Annotated in this window: 4 protein-coding genes; 1 reads left to right on the top strand and 3 read right to left on the bottom strand. The window is 65.4% G+C overall.

Annotated features, from left to right (window positions below; translation table 11 throughout):
* On the bottom strand, positions 1–586 hold a 586-nt coding region (locus ACOZK4_RS19915; RefSeq protein WP_421593395.1), incomplete at its 3' end, for an RBBP9/YdeN family alpha/beta hydrolase.
* A gap of 272 nt (positions 587–858) precedes the next feature.
* On the opposite strand from ACOZK4_RS19915, the gene ACOZK4_RS19910 reads away from it, so the two are divergent.
* The gene (locus ACOZK4_RS19910; RefSeq protein WP_421593394.1) at positions 859–2103 is read left to right on the top strand and encodes an LVIVD repeat-containing protein; all 1245 of its coding nucleotides are present in this window, start codon (positions 859–861) and stop codon (positions 2101–2103) included.
* A gap of 21 nt (positions 2104–2124) precedes the next feature.
* On the opposite strand, the gene ACOZK4_RS19905 is transcribed toward ACOZK4_RS19910, so the two are convergent.
* Both ACOZK4_RS19905 and ACOZK4_RS19900 read right to left on the bottom strand, forming a co-directional pair.
* Complete coding sequence (locus ACOZK4_RS19905) at positions 2125–2781, bottom strand: methionine ABC transporter permease (RefSeq protein WP_117371462.1); 657 nt, start codon at positions 2779–2781, stop codon at positions 2125–2127.
* Positions 2762–3832: a methionine ABC transporter ATP-binding protein gene (locus ACOZK4_RS19900; RefSeq protein WP_421593392.1), complete on the bottom strand. Its 1071-nt coding sequence runs from the start codon at positions 3830–3832 to the stop codon at positions 2762–2764. Before ACOZK4_RS19900 ends, ACOZK4_RS19905 begins: the two co-directional genes overlap by 20 nt.
* Between the last annotated feature and the right edge of the window lie 27 nt (positions 3833–3859).

The raw sequence follows: 3859 nt of genomic DNA, 5'->3' as shown, positions 1-3859 counted from the left end.
CGTCTCTGTTTGCGGCAAAGGGATCGCGCTCGCTGCGCAGCTTCAGGAGTTCGAGGAAGTCGTAGCCCGCCGTCCAGCGGCCGAAGCCGCTGGCGATGTTGATGTGGCCGGCATTGCCGATATCGACGAGATCGCTGCCCCAGGCGCGCGCCGTGCGGCGCAGCTGGTCCGTGGGCATGTAGGGATCGTCGAGACTGCCGACGACCAGCGAGGGAAACGGCAGGCGGCGGCGCGGCATGGCGCCGAAGCGGATGATGCAGGGATGCAGCGTCTCGGTCGTATCGAGATCGCAGGGCGCGACGAGCAGCGCGCCGCGAACGCGCGACGCTAACAGGCTTTCGGCGAAATGCGCCGCCAGCACGCAGCCGAGACTATGCCCGACCAGAAAGAGATCGCCCCTCGTTATCGCCACCTGCCGTTCCAGTTCGGAAAGCCAGGCCTGGCGATCCGGGCAGGCCCAGTCGGACTGCTCGACGACCCGGCTGCCCGGATTGTCCTGCGCCCAATGCCGCTGCCAATGTCCTTCGGATGAGCCGTTGAGGCCGGGCAGGATCAGCGTATCCAGGGGAATATCGATGGACGGCATGGCAGCACCCTTTCTTCGCAAACAGGATAGAGGGAATGATGCGGGCAAACGGCCGGATTGATAAGAAAGCGACTGCTATAGTCTGCAAAAACCATAGAATTTCCTTGCACATATCGCGACCCTCCGGAAAATGCGGGCACCACCGCAGGACCACGTGCAAGCATCTGGAATTATTTTTCTTTTTCCAATTCCTCTTCGCAAATCCCGCGCTTGTTCAACGCCGCCGCCAGCTGCGAGAGTGCCGTTTCATGCCCCTGAAGAGGACGCCCGCGATGAGCCTGCCGATACCCGATTTCGCCCGCAACATGACGCTGATCGGCCATTCCGACATCGGCGGGCGGGGCGATGGCTTGCAGCTGATGGTGCACAAGGGTTTTGCCTATGTCGCCCATCCCTGGTCGCAGGGATTTTCGATCGTCGACGTGCGCGACCCGAAACGGCCGGGCAATGTCACCTATGTGCCGGCACCGCCGAACACCTGGAACATCCATCTCCAGACCCATGACGACCTGCTGCTCGTCATCAACGCGCTCGATCTCTTTGCCGATATCGAGACCTTCACGGACGAGAAGGCCTATTACACCCGCTCGGTCGGCGAGACGGTCGCGCGGGCCAAGCGGTCCCGCGCCTGGACGGCGGGCATGACGGTCTATGACATTTCCACACCCGACCGGCCGCGAAAGATCGGTCAGCTCGATGTGGACGGCGTCGGCTTTCACCGGCTCTGGTATGTCGGTGGTCGTTATGCCTATGCGTCGGCGCTGCTCGACGGTTTCACCGACTATATCTTCGTGACGATCGACATGGCCGATCCGACGAAGCCGGGGCTTGTCGGCCGCTGGTGGCTGCCGGGCATGAACGCCGCGACCGGCGAGGTTTCGCTTGCTCCGGAGGGCCGGCGCCATGCGCTGCATCACGCGCTGGTGCACGGCGACACCGCCTATGCCTGCTGGCGCGACGGCGGGCTGACGCTGCTCGACATCAAGGATCACGCCGCGCCGAAACTCATCAAGCATCACAATTGGTGCCCGCCCTATGGCGGCGGCACGCATTCGCCCCTGCCGCTGGTGAAGCGCGGCCTGCTGATCGTCGCCGACGAGGCGGTGGCCGACCATGAGGAAGACGGCCGCAAACACACCTGGGTCTTCGATATCCGCGAGCCGTCGAACCCGATCAGCATCGCGACCTTCCCGATCCCTGACGAGATCGACTATGCGAGGAAGGGCGGGCATTTCGGGCCGCATAACCTGCATGAGAACCGACCGGGATCCTTTGTCTCGGATAGGCTGGTCTTCGCCACCTGGCAGAATGCCGGCATTCGCGCCTTCGACATTTCCGATCCCTACCGGCCGGTGGAAACCGGCGCATTGGTGCCGGCCGCACCGAGGACGATGACCGACCGGCGGCCCGGCCGGCCGCAGGTCATCCAGTCGGCCGATGTCTTCGTCGATGCGCGTGGCCTGATCTATGCGACCGATTACAATGCCGGTCTGGAGATCATCGAATACGGCGGCTGATCCCGTCGCCGTATCCTTCACTCACCCGCGATGATCGAGCTTGGCCACCCAGCGGTCGCCGATCCACTGGATGCCGCAGACCATGACGATGAGCACGGCGACGACGGCCACCATCACGGAGGTCTCGAAACGCTGATAGCCGTAGCGGATGGCGAGGTCGCCGAGACCGCCAGCACCGATGGCGCCGGCCATGGCCGAGGCACCGATCAGCGTGACCAGCGTCACCGTGAAGCCTGCGACGATGCCGGGCAGCGCCTCGGGGATCAGCACCTCGCGCACGATCGTCCAGCGATTGCCGCCCATGGCGCGCACGGCCTCGATCAGGCCGCGATCGACCTCGCGCAGCGACACTTCGGCGATGCGCGCATAATAGGGGGTCGCGGCAATCGACAGCGGCACGATGGCCGCCCAGGTGCCGATCGACGTGCCGACGATGAGGCGCGTGACCGGAATGAGCGCGACGAGCAGGATGATGAAGGGCACGGAGCGGAAGCCGTTGATGACGGCGCCGAGCACGCGGTTGACCCAGAGGTTTTCCGCGATGCCGCCGCGCGCGGTGGCCACCAGCGCCAGCCCGAGCGGCAGGCCGAAGACCAGCGAGATGATGCCGGAGGCGGCCGTCATCACGACGGTTTCCCAGAGCGAGCGGACGAGAAGTTCAAGCATGATCGGCGACATGGCCGAGGACCTCCACCTGGGCGCCGAGGCGCTCTGCATAGGACGCTAGCGACGCGGCCGTATCGGCCGGCACCGCGAGGAAGAAGCGGCCAACGGCCTGCTCCTGGATATGATCGACGCCGCCATGGATGAGACGGTAGCCGCCGGGGAATTCCTGCGAAAGCCCCTGGAACAGCGGGCCGGTGGCGACGGGGCCGGCAATGTCGATGCCGAGGATCGCCTCGCCGCCGACATCCGCCGTCAGCTTTTCGGCGATATGGGCGGGAAGCTGCGGGCGGATGCCGCTCAACAGGCTGCGCGTGGTCTCGGCTTGCGGGCGGGAAAAGACCTGCCAGACCGGCCCCTCCTCCACGACGCGGCCGGCATCCAGCACGGTAACGCGGTCGGCGATGCCCCTGATCACCTCCATCTCATGGGTGATGAGCAGGATGGTGAGGCCGAGCTTGCGGTTGATGTCCTTCAGGAGCGTCAGGATCGAGCGAGTGGTTTCCGGGTCGAGCGCGGAGGTCGCTTCGTCGGAGAGCAGCAGCGCGGGCTTGGCCGCGAGCGCGCGGGCAATGCCGACACGCTGCTTCTGCCCGCCCGAAAGTTCCGACGGATAGGCCTTCGCCTTGCCCGTGAGGCCGACGAGGTCGAGCAGTTCGGCGGCGCGCGCCAGCCGCTTGGCCTTCGGCCAGCCCTCGATCTTCAGCGGCAGCGCGACATTCTCCTCCACCGTCTTGGCGGAAAGCAGGTTGAAATGCTGGAAGATCATGCCGATGCGGCGGCGCAACGGCTGAAGGTCGGCTTCGCCAAGCCCCGTGATCTCGCGGCCCTCGATCTCGATTGCGCCGCTATCGGGCCGCTCAAGCCCGTTGAGGCAGCGGATCAGCGTCGACTTGCCGGCGCCGCTGCGGCCGATGATACCGAGGATCTCGCCGCGGCGGACATTGAGCGTCACGCCATCCAGCGCCGCCGTCTCGCCAAAACGCCGGCGCACGTCCGCAAGGCGGATGACATCCGCCTCTTCGGTCGCGGCGGAGGCCGCCTTCCAGGTCACATGTGAGTTCATTGCGCGTCCTTCCGCAAATGCCAAGAC

Source organism: Shinella sp. M27 (assembly GCF_049199905.1).
Taxonomy (GTDB): Bacteria; Pseudomonadota; Alphaproteobacteria; order Rhizobiales; family Rhizobiaceae; genus Shinella.
This window is presented reverse-complemented; position numbering and strand designations above follow the sequence as displayed.

What these genes read in the sequence shown, in the direction of transcription:
- ACOZK4_RS19900 (WP_421593392.1), bottom strand. Translation starts at nt 3,832, where the DNA reads ATGAACTCACATGTGACCTGGAAGGCGGCCTCCGCCGCGACCGAAGAG.
- ACOZK4_RS19910 (WP_421593394.1), top strand. Translation starts at nt 859, where the DNA reads ATGAGCCTGCCGATACCCGATTTCGCCCGCAACATGACGCTGATCGGC.
- ACOZK4_RS19905 (WP_117371462.1), bottom strand. Translation starts at nt 2,781, where the DNA reads ATGTCGCCGATCATGCTTGAACTTCTCGTCCGCTCGCTCTGGGAAACC.